This window comes from Micropruina sp., assembly GCF_047606365.1.
Taxonomy (GTDB): domain Bacteria; phylum Actinomycetota; class Actinomycetes; order Propionibacteriales; family Propionibacteriaceae; genus Micropruina.
Genome location: NZ_JASGEN010000161.1, coordinates 1 through 17,723, shown reverse-complemented (window position 1 = coordinate 17,723; position 17,723 = coordinate 1). Strand labels below are relative to the sequence as shown.

General features: G+C 70.8%; 20 protein-coding genes and 1 pseudogene. 4 read left to right on the top strand and 17 right to left on the bottom strand.

Annotation, left to right across the window (positions count from 1 at the left end; all coding sequences use genetic code 11):
* The 5 genes and pseudogenes from QM624_RS18155 to rpsJ all read right to left on the bottom strand — a co-directional run.
* Window positions 1-339, bottom strand: a pseudogene (locus QM624_RS18155) (50S ribosomal protein L2); the annotation flags it as partial.
* A gap of 19 nt (window positions 340-358) precedes the next feature.
* Window positions 359-667, bottom strand: coding sequence for a 50S ribosomal protein L23 (rplW, locus tag QM624_RS18150; RefSeq protein WP_415094422.1), 309 nt, complete (start codon window positions 665-667; stop codon window positions 359-361).
* Window positions 664-1,326 (bottom strand): 50S ribosomal protein L4, encoded by a 663-nt coding sequence (gene rplD / locus QM624_RS18145; RefSeq protein ID WP_415094420.1) that lies wholly within the window; start codon window positions 1,324-1,326, stop codon window positions 664-666. The genes rplW and rplD overlap by 4 nt, the downstream gene beginning before the upstream one ends.
* A complete protein-coding gene (gene rplC, locus QM624_RS18140) occupies window positions 1,323-1,982 on the bottom strand; it encodes a 50S ribosomal protein L3 (protein ID WP_298132037.1) in 660 nt (219 codons plus the stop codon). Before rplC ends, rplD begins: the two co-directional genes overlap by 4 nt.
* 11 nt (window positions 1,983-1,993) lie before the next feature.
* Window positions 1,994-2,305, bottom strand: coding sequence for a 30S ribosomal protein S10 (gene rpsJ / locus QM624_RS18135; RefSeq protein ID WP_020488540.1), 312 nt, complete (start codon window positions 2,303-2,305; stop codon window positions 1,994-1,996).
* Between the two features lie 438 nt (window positions 2,306-2,743).
* Here rpsJ and QM624_RS18130 point away from each other — a divergent pair, with 438 nt between their 5' ends.
* Window positions 2,744-3,133, top strand: a complete 390-nt coding sequence (locus tag QM624_RS18130; RefSeq protein WP_415094417.1) for a VOC family protein — start codon at window positions 2,744-2,746, stop codon at window positions 3,131-3,133.
* A gap of 101 nt (window positions 3,134-3,234) precedes the next feature.
* On the opposite strand, the gene malQ is transcribed toward QM624_RS18130, so the two are convergent.
* The 4 genes from malQ to QM624_RS18110 all read right to left on the bottom strand — a co-directional run bounded on the left by malQ (window position 3,235) and on the right by QM624_RS18110 (window position 8,417).
* Window positions 3,235-5,409 (bottom strand): 4-alpha-glucanotransferase, encoded by a 2,175-nt coding sequence (malQ, locus tag QM624_RS18125; RefSeq protein WP_415094415.1) that lies wholly within the window; start codon window positions 5,407-5,409, stop codon window positions 3,235-3,237.
* A gap of 93 nt (window positions 5,410-5,502) precedes the next feature.
* Window positions 5,503-6,000, bottom strand: coding sequence for a MarR family winged helix-turn-helix transcriptional regulator (locus QM624_RS18120; protein ID WP_415094413.1), 498 nt, complete (start codon window positions 5,998-6,000; stop codon window positions 5,503-5,505).
* A gap of 5 nt (window positions 6,001-6,005) precedes the next feature.
* Entirely contained in the window at window positions 6,006-7,358 is a 1,353-nt protein-coding gene (locus QM624_RS18115; protein WP_415094411.1) for an MFS transporter, read from the bottom strand.
* A 27-nt stretch (window positions 7,359-7,385) separates the two neighbouring features.
* Window positions 7,386-8,417, bottom strand: coding sequence for a chorismate-binding protein (locus QM624_RS18110; RefSeq protein WP_415094409.1), 1,032 nt, complete (start codon window positions 8,415-8,417; stop codon window positions 7,386-7,388).
* Between the two features lie 77 nt (window positions 8,418-8,494).
* Between QM624_RS18110 and QM624_RS18105 the strand changes: the two genes are divergently transcribed.
* A complete protein-coding gene (locus tag QM624_RS18105) occupies window positions 8,495-8,746 on the top strand; it encodes a DUF3039 domain-containing protein (protein WP_298132026.1) in 252 nt (83 codons plus the stop codon).
* A 9-nt stretch (window positions 8,747-8,755) separates the two neighbouring features.
* On the top strand, window positions 8,756-9,250 hold the full coding sequence (locus QM624_RS18100; protein WP_415094406.1) for a SixA phosphatase family protein: 495 nt from the start codon (window positions 8,756-8,758) through the stop codon (window positions 9,248-9,250).
* A 14-nt stretch (window positions 9,251-9,264) separates the two neighbouring features.
* On the opposite strand, the gene QM624_RS18095 is transcribed toward QM624_RS18100, so the two are convergent.
* The 5 genes from QM624_RS18095 to QM624_RS18075 all read right to left on the bottom strand — a co-directional run bounded on the left by QM624_RS18095 (window position 9,265) and on the right by QM624_RS18075 (window position 12,827).
* The gene (locus QM624_RS18095) at window positions 9,265-9,822 is read right to left on the bottom strand and encodes a DUF6461 domain-containing protein (protein WP_415094404.1); all 558 of its coding nucleotides are present in this window, start codon (window positions 9,820-9,822) and stop codon (window positions 9,265-9,267) included.
* A 38-nt stretch (window positions 9,823-9,860) separates the two neighbouring features.
* Window positions 9,861-10,877, bottom strand: a complete 1,017-nt coding sequence (locus tag QM624_RS18090; RefSeq protein ID WP_415094402.1) for a hypothetical protein — start codon at window positions 10,875-10,877, stop codon at window positions 9,861-9,863.
* A gap of 3 nt (window positions 10,878-10,880) precedes the next feature.
* Window positions 10,881-11,066: a Trm112 family protein gene (locus QM624_RS18085; RefSeq protein WP_298132018.1), complete on the bottom strand. Its 186-nt coding sequence runs from the start codon at window positions 11,064-11,066 to the stop codon at window positions 10,881-10,883.
* Window positions 11,059-12,420, bottom strand: coding sequence for a phosphomannomutase/phosphoglucomutase (gene manB / locus QM624_RS18080; RefSeq protein WP_415094399.1), 1,362 nt, complete (start codon window positions 12,418-12,420; stop codon window positions 11,059-11,061). The genes QM624_RS18085 and manB overlap by 8 nt, the downstream gene beginning before the upstream one ends.
* A gap of 74 nt (window positions 12,421-12,494) precedes the next feature.
* On the bottom strand, window positions 12,495-12,827 hold the full coding sequence (locus QM624_RS18075) for a DUF3499 domain-containing protein (protein WP_298131567.1): 333 nt from the start codon (window positions 12,825-12,827) through the stop codon (window positions 12,495-12,497).
* Between the two features lie 143 nt (window positions 12,828-12,970).
* On the opposite strand from QM624_RS18075, the gene QM624_RS18070 reads away from it, so the two are divergent.
* Entirely contained in the window at window positions 12,971-13,417 is a 447-nt protein-coding gene (locus QM624_RS18070; protein ID WP_415094397.1) for a metallopeptidase family protein, read from the top strand.
* Window positions 13,418-13,562: 145 nt separating this feature from the next.
* Here QM624_RS18070 and QM624_RS18065 read toward each other — a convergent pair whose 3' ends face one another.
* The 3 genes from QM624_RS18065 to QM624_RS18055 form a co-directional block, all read right to left on the bottom strand.
* A complete protein-coding gene (locus tag QM624_RS18065; protein ID WP_415094395.1) occupies window positions 13,563-14,369 on the bottom strand; it encodes a YhfC family intramembrane metalloprotease in 807 nt (268 codons plus the stop codon).
* 12 nt (window positions 14,370-14,381) lie between these two features.
* On the bottom strand, window positions 14,382-15,785 hold the full coding sequence (locus QM624_RS18060) for a DUF5719 family protein (protein ID WP_415094393.1): 1,404 nt from the start codon (window positions 15,783-15,785) through the stop codon (window positions 14,382-14,384).
* Window positions 15,782-17,723, bottom strand: a 1,942-nt coding sequence (locus tag QM624_RS18055) for a hypothetical protein (protein ID WP_415094391.1), incomplete at its 5' end; no start/stop codon positions are given. The genes QM624_RS18060 and QM624_RS18055, both read right to left, overlap by 4 nt.

The window sequence follows — 17,723 nt, the reverse complement described above, 5'->3', positions numbered from 1 at the left end:
CTGCTTGAGTCCGTTCGGCGCGATGATGTAGCGCTTCTCGCCGTCGGCGTAGTGCAGCAGCGCGATCCGCGCGGTGCGGTTCGGGTCGTACTCGATGTGCGCGACCTTGGCCGGCACGCCGTCCTTGTCGTAGCGCTTGAAGTCGATCAGCCGGTAGGCCTGCTTGTGGCCGCCACCGATGTGCCGGGTGGTGATCCGGCCGGAGTTGTTGCGGCCGCCGGTCTTCGGCTTGGGCACTACCAGGGACTTCTCGGGCGTCGAGCGGGTGACCTCGGAGAAGTCGGACACGCTCGAGCCGCGACGGCCCGGGGTGGTCGGCTTGTATTTGCGAATAGCCATGATGTGGTCTTCCCCTCGCTCAGACGCCGGCCGAGCCGAAGATGTCGATCCGCTGGCCCTCGGCGACAGTCACGATGGCCCGCTTGGTGTCGGGGCGCTTGCCCCAGCCGGCCCGCGTGCGGCGCTTCTTGCCCTGGCGGTTGATGGTGTTCACGTTCGTGACCTTGACGTCGAAGACGGCCTCGACGGCGATCTTGATCTCGGTCTTGTTGGCGCCGGGGGCGACCAGGAACGTGTACTTGTTCTCGTCCAGCAGCCCGTAGCTCTTCTCGGACACGACCGGCGCGATCAGGACGTCGCGGTGGTCGCGGATCTTGTGATCGCTCACTTGTCAGCCTCCTCGTTGGACGCAGTCTCGGTGGACTCGGCCGACTCGGCGCCGGTGAAGGCGGCCAGGGCGGCGGTGGTGAACACCACGTCGTCGCTGTTCAGCACGTCGTAGGCGTTCAGCTGATCGACGGCCAGCGCGTGCACGCTCGCGACGTTGCGCAGGCTCAGCCAGGCCACGTCCTCGTCACGGCTCAGCACGACCAGGATCTTGCTGCCGGCGACCTCGGCCAGCGCCTGCAGCGCAGCCTTGGTGGACGGAGCCTCGCCGGTCACGATGGCCTCGATCACGTGGACGTTGCCGTTGCGGGCCCGGTCGGACAGCGCCCCGCGCAGCGCGGCGGCGATCATCTTCTTCGGGGTGCGCTGGGCGTAGCTGCGCGGTTGCGGGCCGTGCACGATGCCGCCACCGGTCCACTGCGGGGCGCGGCGCGAACCCTGACGGGCGCGGCCGGTGCCCTTCTGGCGCCACGGCTTGGCGCCGCCACCGGCGACGTCACCGCGGGTCTTGGTGGCGTGCGTGCCCTGGCGGGCAGCAGCCTGCTGGGCCACCACGACCTGGTGGATCAGCGGCACGTTGGTCTGGACGTCGAAGTAGTCGCCCGGCAGGTCGGCCGTGGCCTTCGAGCCCAGCACCTTGACGGTCTGCTTCTCGCTCATTCGGCAGCACCCTTCTTGGCGGCCGTGCGCACCACGACGAGCGAACCCTTGGGGCCGGGCACGGAGCCCTTGACCAGGATCAGCCCGCGCTCGGCGTCGACGGCATGGATCGTGAGGTTCTGGACGGTCACCTTGTCGACGCCCATCCGGCCGGCCATCCGCATGCCCTTGAAAACCTTCGAGGGGGTGGACGAGCCGCCGATGGAGCCCGGCGAGCGGTGCTTGCGGTGCACACCGTGCGAGGCGCGCAGGCCGTGGAAGCCGTGCCGCTTCATGACGCCGGCGGTGCCCTTGCCCTTGCTGACGCCGGTCACGTCGACCACGTCGGCGGCGGCGAAGACATCGGCGAGCAGCTCCTGGCCCAGGGTGTACTCGGCAGCATCGGCGGTGCGCAGCTCGACCAGGTGCTTGCGCGGGGTGACCCCGGCAGCATCGAAGTGGCCGGCGGCGGGCTTGGTGACCTTGGTCGGCTTGACGGCGCCGAAGGCCAGCTGGACGGCGGAGTAGCCGTCCTTCTCGGGCGAGCGGACCTGCGTGACAACGCACGGCCCGGCCTGGATCACGGTGACCGGAACGACCTTGTTGTTGTCGTCCCAGGTCTGGGTCATACCGAGCTTGGTGCCCAGCAGGCCCTTCACTTTGCGTTCGTTAGACATGTTCGGCGACCTCAGGGGAGCTTGATCTCGATATCGACACCGGCCGGCAGGTCGAGCCGCATCAGCGAATCGACCGTCTTCGGCGTGGGATCGAGGATGTCGATCAGCCGCTTGTGCGTGCGCATCTCGAAATGCTCGCGGCTGTCCTTGTACTTGTGCGGAGAACGGATCACGCAGAACACGTTCTTCTCGGTGGGCAGGGGCACGGGGCCCGCCACCTTGGCGCCGGTACGGGTCACGGTGTCGACGATCTTCTTCGCCGAGGAGTCAATGACCTCGTGGTCGTAGGCCCGGAGTCGGATCCGGATCTTCTGTCCCGCCACTGATATTCCTTCTTCTCGTCGGATACTGCTGCTCCGACCCCCGCGGTCGGGCGTGTCGGGCCATTCAGGGCCGCACACGATCGCAATTTCGTTCGTGGTAGGGCCCGGCTGACGACTCATCCGCCTGGGGGCGCCACGGCATACCGCCGCGGAGCAACCTGACGATTCTGTCACAGGCCGGCGGGCGTCTTCAAATCCCGGGTGTGTCGGACGTCCGGCTCGGCGTGTCGGGGCGGCTGCTGGGACGGCCCGCGGCCGATCGATCTGAAGGTGCTGTGCGTTGCCGGGGTACATCCTCTGCCTCTGGGGCAGTGTCGATCGCGCGATCGACCACTACTTTCGGGTCCATGCACTGCTTTCGGCATATTTCCCGAAAGCAGAGGGCCTAAGGCGACAGCTGTGATCGATCGCGCGATCGAACCGCAAGGAGGAGAATCCATGAAGCTCCATCACGTCCAAGTGATCATGCCGGTCGGCGGCGACGACGGCGCCCGAGCGTTCTGGCAGGATGCCGTCGGGCTGACCGAGGTGACTCCCCCACCCGAACTCGCCGGACGCCCGGTGCGGTGGTTCCGCGCCTTCGACACCTCGGGCGCGATCACCCTCGAGGTGCACGTGCTGGCCGATGAGCAGTTCGTCCCGGCCCGGCTGGCCCACCCCGCGATCCTGGTCGGCTCGGTGGCCGACCTGGAGGAGCTCGGCGAGCGGATCGCGTCCGCCGGCTTCGAACTCAGCTGGGCACAACGGACGTCGTTCGCCGGCTACCAGCGCTTCCACTGCTGGGACGCCTTCGGCAACCGCGTCGAGGTGATGACCCCCACCGAGTGACCAAAGGAACCGTCCCCGGTGACCAAAGGAACCGTCCCCGGTGACCGGGAGAACCGTCCCCGGTGACCAAGGGGACGGTTCCTTCGGGTCAACGGTTCGAGTCAGTCGGTGCCGATGATGAACTCGGACGTGGAGCGGTGGGCGGTGGGCGGGACGACGAAGCCGTTCATCACCGCCGATAGGCGGAGGGCGTGCTCAGAGTGGAAGACGTCCTCCAGGCTCATCGGTTCGCCGTCCGGGCCGGACAGGGGCACCCGCCAGTTGGGGTACTGGTCGACGGTGCCGGGCTGGTTCTGGGTGCGATGGTCGCCGACCGCGTCGGTGAGTGCCGCACAGAGCATCCGGGCCGGGGTGGCCACCAGGAAGCGGTGCATGGCGAGCACGATGTCCTCGGTGGACGGATCGCCGACGGTCAGCAGGCCGCGCTCGCGCAGCATCCGCAGCCAGTCGTCGCGTTCCCGCTCCGCGCCGGCCAGTTCCACGTCCAGGTCCTCGGTGAGCAGGCCCAGTTCGTGCTGCAGCTTGACGTGGGCGGCGTCCAGGTACCCGGCGGTGGGCGGCAGGTCGTGGGTGGTCACCGAGGCCATGCAGTACTCGCGCCACGACTCCGGGGGCAGGATCTGGCCGTCGTCGCCGCGCTCGAACCAGGCGATCGAGGTGCCGAGAATGCCGCGGTCACGCAGATAGACCCGCACCCACGGTTCGACCACGCCGAGGTCCTCGCCGACCACCACCGCGCCGGCCCGTTGCGCCTCGAGCACCAGGATGCCGACCATCGCCTCGTGGTTGTACCGCACGTAGGTGCCGTGCGTGGGACCCATCCCCTCGGGCACCCACCAGAGCCGGAACAGGCCCATGATGTGGTCGACCCGGATGCCGCCGGAGTGCCGCAGGATGCCGGCCACCATGTTGCGGAACGGGGCGTAGCTGAGGTCGGCCAACCGGTCCGGACGCCACGGCGCCTGACCCCAGTCCTGGCCGGTCTGATTGAAGTGGTCCGGCGGCGCCCCCACCGAGACGCCGCGGGCGAAGGTGTCGCCCAGCATCCACGCCTCGGCGCTGTGCCCGCTCACCCCGACCGCCAGGTCGTTCATGATCCCGACCCGCATACCGGACGCCTTCGCCGCCGACTGGGCGTCGCGCAACTGCTCGTCGGCCACCCATTGCAGCCAGGAGAAGAAGACGATCTCACCGACATGATCGACCGCGAACTGCGCCACCTCGGGCGAGGACGGACGGCGCAACTCGACCGGCCACTCCCGCCAGTTCATCCCGTATTCGTGCACCAGCGCACACCAGGTCGCGAACTGCGACAGCGGCCGTCCCTCTTTGCGGACGAAGTCGTTCAGGCTCATCAGCCGGGTCGGCTTCAAGCCCGCCTCGAAGATCACCCGCAGCGCCTTCAACTTGGCCCGCCACACCTTGTCGCGCTTGATCAGCGGTTCGTTGGCCAGGTTCTTGGCGAGCTTGCCGCGCAGCTGGGCGACCCTGGCCCGCTGCCGCTCGTCGAGGGTGGCGTACTCGGCGATCGCCTCGGGACGGATGTAGATCGGGTTCACATAGCGTCGTGAGGTGGGCAGGTAGGGCGACGGCTCCAGCGGCGTCATCGGCTGCGCCGCGTGCAGCGGGTTGACCAGCACGTAGGAGGCGAACTGCTGGGTGGCCGACCAGGTGGCCAGGTCGGACAGGTCGGCCAGGTCGCCGATCCCCCACGAGTCGGCCGACCGGACGCTGTACAGCTGGGTGGCGTAACCCCACACCCGCTTCTCGCCCATCGCGGGCGGGAAACCGAGGAAATGCGGCGACACGATCAGGCTGGCTTCGGCCGTCCATTCCGCGGTGCGGCAACCGATCCGGTGGTAGCCGGGCGGCAGGTCGCCGGGCACCTCGAAGCTGGCCTCCCCCACCAGGTGGTCGTCGACCATCCGGGCCGGTTCGTCGTTGGGCAGCTGCCGCAGGTCGCGGGTGCCGCCGTCCTCGAGCCGGACCCAGACCTCCACCGCGGCACCGTCGGGGACGTGCACCCGCACCTCCTGGGGTGCGCCCTGCTGCATCACGGTGCAGGGCGGCAGCGCCCGTCGCCAGGCCCGCAGCCGGCGCTCCTCCACCGCGGCCGCGGCGGTCTCGGCGGTGCTGGCGTCGATCTCCATCGCCGCCAGTACGGCGATCACGGTCTCGTCCGAGATCTCGGTGAGCCGACCCTTCCAATCCCAGAACTCAGTGGCGATGCCGAATTCGGCAGCCAGTTCGGCGAGATACGGGTTCGACAGGGCCATCGTTGGAATCCTTGCGTCGGTGAACGGCACCACCCTAGGGGACACACCCACCGCCGCACGCGGAGGTTCCATGGCGCGCCCGCGGCTAGGTGGTCAGCTACCGGACGGCGCCTCGAAGTCGACCAGCAGCGTCCGCAGCGCGGTGGCCAACTGGTGCCGCACCGGCGCCGTCAACGGCTCCAGGACGCCGCGCTCGAAAGCGACCAGATCGTCCATCGCCGCACCCACGGTCTCCGCACCCTCAGCGGTGAGCCGGACCCGGACGCCGCGCCGATCGGCGGGATTGGCCAGGCGCTCCACCAGCCCGCGCTCGGTGAGCCGGTCGATCCGGTTGGTCATGGTGCCGCTGGACGACAACGTCTGGTGGATCAGCTCGCCCGGCGACAACTCGTAGGGCGGCCCTTCGCGGCGCAACGCGGCCAGCACGTCGAACTCCCAGACCTCCAGCCCGTGAGCGGCGAAACACCGCTTGCGGGCCAGATCGAGATGCCGGGCCAGCCGGCTCACCCGGGACAGCACCGCCAGCGGCTCGGTATCGAGGCTGGGCGCCTCGGCCCGCCAGGCGGCGATGATGCGGTCGACCTCGTCCATCGTGGCTATTCCTCGGCGGCGGCGGGCACGGGGCCGATCCGATAGGCCAGCAGCACGGCGATCGCGCCGACCACCACCATCATCACCATCAGGCCGCCGAAGGTGAACGGCAACTCGGCGGTCAGGTGGAAATGGGCGAACCAGGCGCCGGCCAGACCGGTGAACAGGCTGCTACCCAGGGACTCGCCGACCTGCAGCGAGGAGGTGTTGCGACCCAGTTCGGCCTCGTCGGAGAGCTGCATCACAGCCAGCGACGTGCTGGGGTTCTGCAGGCCCATGCCGAAGCCGGCGATGATCCAGGCGATCATCACCAGGCCGAGCCAGGACTGCGGGAAGAAGGACGCCACCGCGAGCACCGCGACACCGAGCGCGATGCCGCCGACGCCGACGATGATCATCTGGTCGCGCCGCCAGGACAGCCAGCTCTGCGACTGCAGCAGCGCGCCCAGCATCCAGCCGACCGAGCCGACGGTCAGCGTGACGCCGGTGATCACCGCCTCGAGGCCGCGGGCCTCGGTCAGCATCAGCGGCAGGAACGACTGGGCGCCGAAGAAGGCGCCGGCGCTGAACAGCCGGGCCCCCACCACGCCGGAGATGCCGCGTCCGGTCCAGTCGATGGTCTTGGGCAGCAGCGGCGGCAGGCCGAACACCACCGCGGCCAGCCCGACCGCCGCCCACAACGCGGACCACAGGTCGAGCTCCTGGCCGGCCCACTGGATCAGTGCCAGCCCGGCGGCGACGGCGGCGGCCAGCAGCATCAGCCGCTTCTTCAGTTCGTGCGGTTCTTCGGGGGTGAGTTCGATGTGCCGCAGCGGCCGCAGCACCAGCAGGCCGCCGACCGCCATGAACGGCAGCACCGACCAGAACACGAAGTGCCAGGAGCTGATCTGGACGATCCAGCCGGCCAGCGGCGGACCGACGAAGGCCGGCAGCATCCAGCAGGCCGAGAACCACATCATCAGCTTGGCCCGTTGCGCCTCGTCGTAGGCGCGGGCGATCAGCACCATCACGGCGACGTTCATGGTGCCGGCGCCGAGACCCTGGGTGAACCGGGCCACCAGCAGCACCCACATGCTCGGGGCCAGTGCGGCCAGCACCAGGCCGGCGGCGAAGATGCCGAACCCCCACATCATCGGCTGGATCGGTCCGTAGCGGTCGCTGAACTGCCCGGACGCCACGATGCTGAAGGTCATTGCGATCACGAATGCGGTGAAGGTCCAGGCGTACAGCGAGAGGTTGCCCAGGTCGCGGGCGGCGGCTGGCATCGCGGTGAGGACGGCGTAGGACTCGAACGAGATCGCCATCACGCACATCATCAGCCCGATCGTGAGCCACCGACGATCGGCCTTCCCGCTCACTGGGCCACCTTCTGCACGGCTCGGAGTCTACGACGCCGTCGCGCCACCCGAACCGGTACGCGCCGGGGGTCCGGACACCACCGCGAGCAGATTGGACGCCTTGAGTCGCGTCTCCGCCCACTCGCCCGCCGGGTCGGAATCCCAGGTGATGCCGCCGCCGGTGCCCAGGTGGAGGCGTCCCTGGGCGGCCCAGAAGGTGCGGATCGCGACGTTCAGCTCACCCTCGGCACGGTCGGCGTCCACCCAGCCGACGGCACCGCAGTACACCCCGCGGGGCACCGGTTCGAGCCGACGGATCACCTCCAGCGCGGCCAGCTTGGGGGCGCCGGTGACCGAACCGGGCGGGAAGGTGGCGGCGACCAGTTCGGGCCAGCCGGCGTCCGGACGGAGACGGCCGCGCACGGTGGAGACCAGGTGGAACAGGCCGGGGTGTGCCTCGACCGAGAGCAGCGCCGGGGTTTCCACCGTGCCGGTGACACAGACCCGGCCCAGGTCATTGCGGACCAGGTCGACGATCATCACGTTCTCGGCCGAATCCTTGGCCAGGAAGCCGTCCGCACTGGCCGCGGTGCCCTTGATCGGCGACGACCAGACGGTGCTGCCGCGGCGTCCGAGGAAGAGCTCGGGCGAGGCGGAGGCGACATGGATGCCCTGCTCGGGCAGTTGGACGACGGCGCTGAACGGTGCCGGATTGCCCTGCGCCAGCGCCGCCCCCAGCGCAGCGATCGACCAGTCGGGCGGCAGCGGGGCGCTGAGCCGCCGGGTCAGATTCACCTGATAGACCCCGCCGACCGCGATCTCGTCACGGATCGCGGCGACGCCGGCGGTGAAGGCTGCCTCGTCCAGCGAAGTCGTCCAGGAATCCCGGGCCGGGCCGTGCCAGGGGCGTCCGCGCCACGGCGTCGCCGGCCGCACCTGGTCGAACCGGGCACACACCGGGTCGCCCTCGAAGGGCAGCACCACCGCCCAGAAACCGGACGAGTCCAGCGCGGCCAGGTCTGCGGTCACATCGCGCAGACCGGTCGCCAGCCGTCCGCCGACCACCGCGAGCGCCTCCACCCGGCCATCCCACCATGCCGGACGTGAACGACCCAAGCCGGGTCACGCATCGCGACAGGTGATTAGAGTGTGTGGCTATGACCGAGATGGCACCCGGCGCACAGACGATCCTCGACGAGCGCACCGACCTGCGGGTCGACGAGGGCGACCACGAGCGATTCAGCCACTACGTGCCGAAGAACAAGCTCACCGAGGCGATGGTGATGGGCACCCCGGTGGTGGCGCTGTGCGGCAAGGTGTGGGTGCCGAGCCGCAACCCGGACAAATTCCCGGTCTGCCCGGAGTGCAAAGAGATCTGGGCGTCGATGCGCCCCGGCGACGACGCCTGAGCCGCAGCCATGTCTCACACCCTGATCGTGATGCGTCACGCCAAGTCGTCGTGGAGCACCAACGATCCCGATCACGAGCGCCCGCTGGCGGCCCGCGGGCTGCGTGACGCCGCCGTCGCCGGTGCGATCCTCGCCGACTACCCGATCGGGGCCGTGCTGTCGTCCTCGTCGACCCGGACCCGGGAAACCTGGCGGACGGCCGAACTCGGCGGAGCAACCGCCGATCAGGTCACCTTCACCGACGCCCTCTACGGAGCCTGGGAAGACTCGGTGGTCGACCTGCTGCGTGAACTGGACGAGACGGTCGGCACCGCGATGGTGCTGGGCCACGAGCCGACGATGAGTTCGCTGATCGAGCTGCTGGCCGAGCCGTCCGAACTGACCGACGAGGCCGTCCGGCACTACCCGACCAGCGCGCTGGCCGTGTTGGAGATCGACTGCCCCTGGGCCGACCTCGGCGCCGGTCGCGGCCGGCTGGTCCGGTTCGAGATCCCGCGCGGCTGACTCCGCAACCGCGGCTACCTGCGATACCCGAAGAAGCGGACGCCGGGCGCCGCCAGGATCGTCGGGGTGATCGCGGCGATGCCGAAGAGGCTGCTCAGCAGCGCCAGGCCGCTGCGGACCGGCGCCGCCGACCAGTCCAACCCGCTCTCGGCGCTGAGCGCTTCGCCGACCTGATTCGGGTCCTCATCCTCGTCGTGGAACAGCGGATCGAACTGTCGCAGCACCCGGCCGTCGGACAGGTAGCTGAACTGCATCACCGAGTTCACGTTCCAGAACATGCTCGCGAACCGGCCGTCAGCACAGAGCGTGCGCGCGTTGTCCGGGTCCGTGCCGGCGAAGCCGTTGTCCTCCCACGCCACCGCCACGCCCTGGCACCACCCGAACGCCGACCACGAACGGTCGTAGCGGTCACTGTCCATCACCCAGGCATCCGCCTCGTCCTGCGACGGGAACTCCGTTGCTCCCGGACCGGCCAGAACGTCACGGAGTCTCTCCGGGGTGCAGCCGGTCGACAACGAGATGCACGCCGCCTCGTTGCTGCCGGTCCAGCCATCGTCATCGGTGAGAGCCATCGGCTCACCGTAATGCAGCCGGCGCACCGCAGGTTGGATCAGGACGCTGTCCGGCCCAGGCCGATCTGCAGGTAGGCGGCGCCGAACAGACCGGTGAGCAGCACCGTCGCGTAGCGCTCGACGACGGAATCCTCGAAGTGCTCCAGCCGGGTGATCCGGATGTCGGCGGCCTGGGCGGTGCGTTCCAGCCGCAGCCGGGCCTCGGCGGCCGCGGCGTCGTCCTGGCCGTCGTCGATCAGCACCAGGCCCGGACGCCGTTCCTGGGTGCCCTCCTCGAACGGGTCGGCGAACGGGTCGCGCGGCGGAGCCTGGTGCAGCAGCGATCGCAGGTCGGAAGCGTCGGCGGCCAGCCCGATGCGTCCGGACGCCAGCCGCAGCGCCTCGACGATGCGCCGGCTGGCCCGCGCCGCCAGCACCGAACCGCCCCAGACCAGCGGGGACGCGTCGGCGAGGTCGAGGGCCATCGTCTTGGCCGGGTTGACCGACACGTCGGTGCGGGCCGCGCAGCGCTCGGCGACGCCATCCATCGCTGCGGCGATCGCCTCCGGATTGGTGTAGGGCCCCAGCCCGAGCCGGTGCAGCGCCACCAGGAACACCACCGCGGCCGCCAGCGGGTCGCCGGTGTTCACCGGCAGCAGCGTGGTCGACCGGGACGCCGACCGCTCGGCCAGCGGGGAGTCCGGCGGGCAGGCCACGATCAGCCGGCAGCCGCGGCGGACCGCCTCATGCGCCACCGCCATGCTTTCCGGGCCGCGGCGTCCGATCAGCAGCACGATGTCCAGCGGACCCACCCAGCCGGGCAGGCCGAGCGCCGGCCAGGCGACGAACGGCACCGGGCAAACCGGTTCGAGCACCGCGCGCAACAGCCGTGCCTCGGGCCCGTAGGCGATCACCGCACGCGGCCGGTCGACGTCGTCGATGGCAGCCAGCGGCGCCTCGGCCATCGCTGCCTCGCGGCGCACCCGGGCACCCGAGGACGCCAGGTTCATCAGCAGCGGTGCGGCGGCGGCCAGCACCTCGGGATCCTCCAGCCGGGAATCGTCGAAGTCGAACATGGCTCAGTCGCGGGTCGGCCGCCGGGCCTCGTCGATCAGCAGGATCGGGATGCCGCCGCGCAACGGGTAGGCCAGGCCGCAGTCGGTGCCGGTGCAGACCAGTTCGGAGGCCTCGTAGTCCCAGGTGAAGGTGCTGTGACAGGCCGGGCAGACCAGCAGGTCGAGCACGTCATGGGTCAGGTCAGGCATCTGCTTCTCCTCGGATGATGGCCAGGGCCTCGTCGCGCAGCGACGCCATCTGGGCGGCGTCGCGGGATTCGACGTTGAGCCGCAGCAGCGGTTCGGTGTTCGACGCCCGGACGTTCACCCACCAGCCGTCGCCTTCGATGGTGAGTCCGTCGTCGGTGTTCTGGACGCCGCGTCCGGCGAACGCCTCGGCGAGCCGCGCCAGCACGGCGGGCACGTCGGCGACGGTGGAGTTGATCTCACCGGACGCCGCGAAGACCGGCAGCCCGGCCACCAGCTCGGACATGGTGCCCGCGCTGCGGCCGAGCAGCGCCATCACGTGCAACCCGGCCAGCATGCCGGTGTCGGCGCCCCAGAAGTCGCGGAAGTAGTAGTGGGCGGAATGCTCGCCGCCGAAGATCGCGTGATGCTCGGCCATCTTCGCCTTGACCGAGGTGTGCCCCACCTTGGAGACCACCAGCGCACCCCCGGCGTCGGCGACCACCTTATCGACCGCCCGCGAGGTGATGGTGTTGATCACGATGGTGCCGCCGGGTTCGCGGGCCAGTTCCTGCTGGGCGATCAGCGCGGTGATCAGCGACGGGCTGACCACCTCGCCGCGCTCGTCGACGATGAAGCAGCGGTCGGCGTCACCGTCGAAGACCAGCGCCAGATCGGCCCGGTTCTCCAGCACCGCCCGCTGCGCGTCGACCAGGTTGGCCGGCTCGAGCGGGTTCGGCGGATGGTTCGGGAACGAGCCGTCCAGTTCGGTGAACAGGCCGATCGTCTCGATGTCGAGCGGGCCGAACACTGCCGGCGCGGTGTGCCCGGCCATCCCGTTGCCGGCGTCGTAGACGACCCTCAACCGGCGCATGCCGTCCAGCGGGACCAGGCTGTGCAGGTGCGCGGCGTACTCGGCGAGCACGTCCTGACTGCGCGCGGCGCCCCGCTTGGCGACCGGAGCCAGTTCGGGCCCCATCGCCAGTTCGGCGATCTGCTTCAGCATCGCCGGCTCGATCGGCGCGGCCTGGGCGAGGCAGAATTTGATGCCGTTGTAGTCGGCCGGGTTGTGCGAGGCGGTCAACTGGACGCCCGGCATGTCGAAGAACCCGGACGCGAACCAGAGCTGGTCGGTGCTGGCCAGCCCGATGTCGATCACCGACGCCCCCTGCGCCACCGCACCCTCGATGAAGGCGGCGGCCAGCTCGACCCCGGTGGTGCGCATGTCGCGACCCAGGACGAACTCCTGCCCGGCCAGGCCGAGCACAGCGACGAACGCGGCGCCGACGGCACGGGCCCCGGCCACATCCCATTCGGGCTGGTCACCGGTGACCACACCACGAATGTCGTTGGCTTTGAAAATGGAGGGGGTAAGCACGTGGGCAGCCTAGTGCCCCCGAGCGCCGGCGGTCGGCACCACGGCGCTCGTGGTGACGCAGCCGTGCGAAACAGCTACAGATCGGCGATGACCGCCAGGTGGCCCTTACGGCGGCTCACCGCCGGCTCCGGGGCGTCCGGACCCTCGGCACCCAGCCCGGCGAGCCGGACGGCGCGGGCGAGCGCCATCAGGTCGTCGGTGGACGGGCCGGTGTCGATGTCCGCTTCGGGCAGCCGGATGACCTCCCACCCGCGGGGCGCCGAGAGGCTCGCACTGTGCGCTGCGCACAGGTCGTAGGAGCCGGGTTCGGCGCGGAGTGCGAGTGGTCCGAGTACAGCCGTGGAGTCGGCGTACACATAGGTCAGCGTGGCGATGGCGGGGGTCGAGCACCCCGTCCGTGAACACATCCGTGACCTCACCGGCGTGACACTACCCGCTCGCTCCGCGATAGTCGCGGAACCCGAGCCGGAGCCTCCAGCACAGCTCCAGGGTTGTCGACCCGGACGTGTTCGGTGACCGTCGCCCGGCGGGGCGGCGATAGCCTGGGGCCATGGCACAGCGCAGGGAACGTCACGGCCGCGGCCTGCGGGGACCGCTGGCGCTACCCAATCCGTTCACCGGCAACCCGGTGCCGTTGCGGGCCCGGGTGCAGGGCGCGGAGTACTTCACCGGCTGCGTCCATCAAGCGGTCGCCCGGGTATCGGCGTCCTGTCCGCGCGCCCTGGTCGGGATCGACGTCGGCGTCGAGGACGTGCCGGGCGTGGCCAGCGGCTGGAGCCGCGACCGGGTGCCGTTGGCCGCCGCGATCGGACCGGTGCCGCCGCAGCACGGCCAGGTGGTGCTGTACCGGCGTCCGCTGGAGCATCGGGCGCGGACCCGCAAGGGGCTGCGCATTCTGGTCTTCCGCACCCTGGTCGAGCAGCTGCACGCGCTCACCGAGATTCCGTTGGAGGAGCTCGACCCCGAGGGTTGGGCCACCGACGACGACTGGGAGTAGCGGCTCGATCAGCGGGCTCGACCGAGCGGGACGGAGATCCCGGCGTTCGCCGGGATGACGGAAGCGGGCGGGATGACGGGAACCGGTGCGATGACGGGAAGGCTGTTCGTCATCCCGGGCTCCGCCCCGGGATCTCGGTCCGGGTTCAGCGGGCTGGAGCCGGTTGGATGTCGACCGGGAACCGGGGTCGGCAACGCAGTACGAACACCGCCCACAACACGATCGCCATCACCAGCAGCGCGCACTCGGTGAGCAGCGTCGCGTTGGGTAATCCGGACGAGGTGAGCGTCACCGCGACCAGGTTGAAGACCCCGTGGATCAGCACCGCGATCAGCCAGGCGAACGCACGGCGTCCGACCACGATCCCCCACAGGATCAGCACGCTGAGGCCGACGTGCAGACCGATCGCGGCGATCCGCTCGACACCGACCAGGTAGAACTGCAGCGGCGAGGAGTCGGTGAGCGCAGTCACCACCTGGTCGCGGGTGGCGGCCGGCAGTTGGCCGAGCGCCGCGGTCTGGCCGGTGTTGATCAGCAGCGCGATGGCGAGACTGAACAGCTGGGTCAGCCCGACCAGCAGGATCGCCTCGATGCCGCCGTGGCCGAGGCCGAACGAGATGCCGTCCACCCAGCGGTGGAAGCGGCGCAGCAGCCACAGCATCACCAGCAGCCGTCCGGTCTCTTCGAAGAGGCCCGCCGAGAAGCTCGCCACCGGGCCCGAGACCAGCCATTGCGCCCACGGCGCGTCCTGGGTGGACAGCCAGGTCATCAGCGGAATGCGGGTCAGCACCTGGGAGAGCACGAAAGCCAACATGCCGGCGGCGAACGCCCGGCCCACCTTCGGATATTTCCGGACGCCGCCCTCGCGTCGGGTGACCAGCCAGAGCAGGCCACCCAGCGGAAGCACCAGACAGATCAGCAGGGAAACCACCATGCCGACGATCGAAGCCATGCCAACCATGGGTCACGAGCCTAGCCGCGGGTCCTGACGGATCGTCGGAAGGTTGCTCGGCGGGGTCCCCGAGAACACCGCGGCCGAGGCGATGCCGTCCACCTCGCCGATCCGGCTGCGGACGCCCACCGAGGCGTGCACGGCCCCCGGACGCTCCGGTTGCACCGTGATCAGCACATCGGTCGCCTTCGGCAGCTGCACCGCGATATCGGCCAGCCCCGGGACGGTCACGGTGCGGTTGAACAGTCGCTTCCCGGACGGCGAGGTGACCACCACCCGCACCCGGCTCGCCTCAGGGACACCGCTGGCCAGCTGCAGGGTCGGCGCCAGCCGCCGGCCCGGCGACAACGCCAGCACCCCCGGGCCGGTCAGCACCGGTGTGGCGATCTGGACGGCCATGTCGGCCGCCTTGGCGTCACCGCCGTTGTCGCTGAGCACGCCGGCGGTGATCTTCTGCTCCGAGCTGAGCCGCAGCCCCACCGCGGCCGCCGCGAGCGCCTTGCCGAGCGGAATCCGCCTGCTGGTCTGCGGCGGCAGGTCGATGGTTTCGAAGCCGGGCAGCGCGATCGGGCCGTCCGCGCCGAGCACCTGCAACGCGACGGCGGCCGTCCGTTCACCGGGATTCACCACGACCAGGTCGCGCGCACCCTTGCCGGACGCCAGCCCGGGGATCACCAGATCGTTGGCCGGCTCGGCGGTCGACGGCAGCCAGTCACTGCCGGCCGGCTTGTCGTTCTGCCGGATGCGCTGCCGCACCATCGCCGCCACCCGGCCCGCCGAAGTCGCCAGTTGCACCGAGACCGTGTCGTCGGTGGTGAACAGCGGCCCGAGCGGCACCACCCGCCGCGTCCGCGCCGGCACGATGATGCCCCGCGACCCGGGCGCGGTCAGCCGTCCGGCAGTGCCGTAGACGGTGAGGTCGACGGACGCGTCGGAGGTGTCGGCGTTGAACAGCACCAACTCGGCGGTGCTGGTGCTCGACGAGAGCACCCCGGTGAACCAGGCGGAGCTGCCCGGCCGATCGCAGGACGCCAGCGACAGGCCCCGGTCGGAGCCGGACTCGACAGCGGTCCGGGTGGTCGCCGAGAACACGTCCAGCCGGGGGGCGCTGACGACCATCGGCGCCGTCACCCCCGAGGTGGCGCCGAGGACGCCGGAGACGTCGGTGGTCTGCTCGGGATCATCCAGCGGCGCCGTGGTCAGCCGCCGCTGGGGCGAGCCGGCCGTGACCACCGTCGGATCGCTCTCCGCGGTCACCGCGGGGCACACCACCGCCACCCGGGCGCGATCGTCGGTGGGCGCGGTATTCGGTGCCGGCTGCTGCACCGGCAATGCCGACGCACCCAGCACGGCCAGCACCAACACCACGACCGCCGCCAGCACGGCACCGGTACGAATCACTGTGGCGCGCTTCATCGCCGCCTCCTCACCCGGGGCGAAGCCAGGATCACCAAGGTCACCAGGCCGACCGCCTGCAGCGGCGGCCACGGCCCGGCGTCGCCGCGCAGCCCGTAGTGCAGCACGCCTTGTTCGGCGCCCAGGTCGAAGGCCTGCCGGCCGTCGGGCAACGGGTGGGACGCCAACGGGCGCCCGTCGACGGTGGCCCACCAGCGGGCGTCCACCGGCTCGGCCAGCACCAGTCGCCGGGATTCGCCACCGGCCGGCACCGTCTCGCCGTCGCCGGTCGGATGGACGTCGCCGGCCTCGATGGTGGCCCGTGCCGAGTTGGGCACCGGCCAGGTGGCGTTGTCGCCCTCACCGGTGCCAACGCCGAGCCCGGGCACGTTGTCGATGGCCGTCCGCAGCTCGGGGTCGCTGCCCTTCAGCCAGACGTAGCCGACACCCAGCCGGGCCAGGTCCTGGCTGAGCTGGTCGTCGGCGCTGCCGGACAGCAGCCGGTTCACCACCGAGGCGGCCAGCCCGCTCTGTGGTTCGACCGAGCCGGGCAGGCCCCGCTCGTCCTCACCCAGCCGGGGCAGGTCGTCTTGCAGCAGCGACCAGCGGATCCCACCGTCGCTGCGAGCGATCGCCAGGGTGCGAACCGGGGTCGGCGAGGTCATCGCCACCCGGACGAACGGCGGCAACGCGTCGAGGGTCGTCCGATGCAGACCGGCGGTACCGGCCCAGGCCCACCAGCCCGCGCCCACACCGACCGCAGCGACCACCACCACCGTCAGAGCCACCGCGGCCGCATGCCAGGCGCCGAGCGTCCGGTGCCGAAGTCCGGCGGACAGCCCGGCCAGCCCGCGGGCGGCGGCCAGCACCAGGCCGCCGAGCATCAGCACCAGCCACGGCAACGTCTGCGGCCGCACCTCGACGCCGGGCGGCACTAGCACCACCAGCCGGCTCAGACCGATGGCGGCCAGCAAGCCGACCAGGGCGGCGGCGACACCCGGTGCCGCCGCGCGTGGACGCCGGAACAGCCCGGCCAGCGCGGTCAGCCAGGCGACGCCGGCCACGGTCGCGCAGACCCACAGTGGCGCCACATTCGGGCCGGCCGGATGCGCCAGCGCCAACTGCCAGGCCTCGGCTACCTCCTCCGAGGCCAGCGCGGGCGACGCGCCGGTCAGGAACCGGCCCGGGAACGCCGACCAGTCGACCACGCTCTGCCCGAGCCCGACCAGCGCGGACGCCGCCACCAGCACCCACTGGCCGGCACCGCGCCAGCTGCGGATCGCCGGCATGGCCACCATCGCCAGCAGCACCAACGGCCAGGTCAGCGGCACTTCGACGACGGCGAAGGCCAGCCACAGACCGATCGCACCGGCCGAACGCCAACTCCGATCGGACGCCCAGGCGGCGAGCGCGTGGGCCAGCAGCGGCAGCAGCACTGCCCAGGTCAGGATGCCCAGCCAGCCGCCGCCGAGCGCGCCGACCAGCACCGGGGCGATTCCGTAGCCGAGCGCCGCGACCACCGCCGCCGGCCCCTCGACCCCGGCGTGCCGCAACACCCGCAGCGCCAGGATCCAGGCCAGCGGGACGGCGATCAGGAAACCGAGGGTGACCAGCCATTCGACCTGACCGAAGGTCACCAGTGCGGCCAGCGCCGTGCTGCCCAGCCAGGGCGGTCCGGCCTGGCCCGGCTGGCCGGCGATCGGATCGAGCCAGGCATGCAGCAGGCCGGTCCACGCCTCCGGCGACGGCAGCAGGCCGGTGCCGGTGAGGCGTCCCTCGCCGACCAGCCGCCAGCCGGCGACGGCGGCCAGCAGCGCGATCAGGTAGGCGCCGACGCTGAGCGGCGAGAACCGGCGCAGCCGTCCGCGCTCGGCGAAGTCGTCGCCGGTGAGTTCGTCCAGCGAAGTCTCGGCACCGGTGTCGGCCAGGTCGGCCCAGGCCTCGGCGACCCGTCCGGCG